Raw genomic sequence first — 1559 nt, forward strand, 5'->3', positions numbered from 1 at the left:
GGAGGGGGGTCCGGGGCGCGGTGGGCTGCTCCTGCGGGCCGGCCTGCGGGTCCGCCGCCTTCCGGTCGGTCGCCGCGTGCTTCGCCGGACCCGGCATCAGGAGTTCCACGCGCAGGCCCTTGCCGCGTTGCTGGGCCGTGAACTCCTCGACCTGGCTGCGGCAGGCGTGGTCCAGGTGGGTCACCCCGGTGAGGTCGAGGCGGATGCGCGGCTTGCCGGACTCGGCGGCGGCCTCCAGGGCCTCGATGACCTGCGGGAGGCGGAGGAAGGTCGCGTTGCCCGCCATCACCACCTTCGCCGTGTCCTCCTCGATGTGCTGCTTGATGACCGTCTGGGACATGCGCACGGCGGCGAGGACGATGCCGGCGGCGAGGCCGAAGAGGACGCCCTCCAGCAGGGCCGTCGCCACGATGACCAGCGTGGTGAGCGTCATGACCGCGAACTCGCCCCGGTCCTGGCGCCACATCTTCGGGAACTCCGCGGGCGCGAACAGCTTCCAGCCGCTGTGGATGAGGACACCCGCGAGGACCGAGATCGGGATCAGGGCCAGCACCTGGGGGAGAAGGATCGCGAAGGCCAGCAGCCACAGACCGTGCAGGGTGCGGGACAGCCGGGTCTTGGCGCCCGCCTGGACGTTCGCCGAACTGCGGGCCACGACCGCCGTGATGGGCAGCGCGCCGAGGATGCCCGCCACCGTGTTGCCGGCGCCCTGGGCGATGAGCTCGGGGTTGTAGCGGGTGCGCGGACCGTCGTGCATGCGGTCCACGGCGGCGGCGGTGAACAGGGACTCCGCCGAGGCGATCACCGTGAAGGTGAGGATCGCGGTGATGATGCCCGGGTCCGCGAGACCCGCGAACTGCTCCGCGCCGGGGACGTCGACGGAGGCCAGCAGGTTGCCGACCTGGAGCGTCTTCACGTCCACGCCCGGGAGCGCTGCCACCGCGATACCGATGCCCACGGCCACGAGCGCCGCCGGGATCTTGTTGATCGGGGCCGGCGCCTTCTTCCACATGAAGCTGAGGACGACGGTGAGGGCGGCGAGGCCGGCCGCGATCATCGTGTTGGGGTTCGAGACGGTGTCGGCGAGCAGTCCGGGGATCCCGGCCATGTTCTCGATCGGGGTGCCGGGGGCCTTGGCGTCGGCCGCCGGGTACGCCTGACTGAACATCAGCGGCAGACCGATGCCCGCGAGCATGCCCTGCACGACGGCCAGGGAGATCGCCTGGAAGAACCGGCCCATCTTCATCAGGCCGAGGATGATCTGCAGGATGCCCGAGAAGAGCACGATCACCCCGAGCATGGCCACGCCGAACTCCATCACGGTCTCGGCCACCAGGGCCGCGAGACCGGCGGCCGGGCCGCTGACCTGGAGGGTGCTGCCCCGCTGCGCGCCGACCACCAGACCGCCGATGACACCGGAGATGATGCCCAGCTCGGCCGGGACACCGGACGCCACGGCGACGCCGATGCACAGGGGGAGAGCCACGAGGAAGACGACGAGGGACGCCGTGATGTCGGTGGCCAGGTCGGCCTTGGGGGCCTTGGGGGCCTTGGGGGAC

1 protein-coding gene is annotated in these 1559 nt (G+C 71.4%); it reads right to left on the bottom strand.

The features are described 5' to 3' along the window. Window positions 1-1525: SulP family inorganic anion transporter (locus FNH08_RS49925; protein WP_228034872.1), on the bottom strand; the 1525-nt coding region annotated here is incomplete at its 3' end. Window positions 1526-1559: the final 34 nt, after the last annotated feature.

It is taken from the genome of Streptomyces spongiae (genome assembly GCF_009377185.1).
Lineage (GTDB): Bacteria > Actinomycetota > Actinomycetes > Streptomycetales > Streptomycetaceae > Streptomyces > Streptomyces spongiae.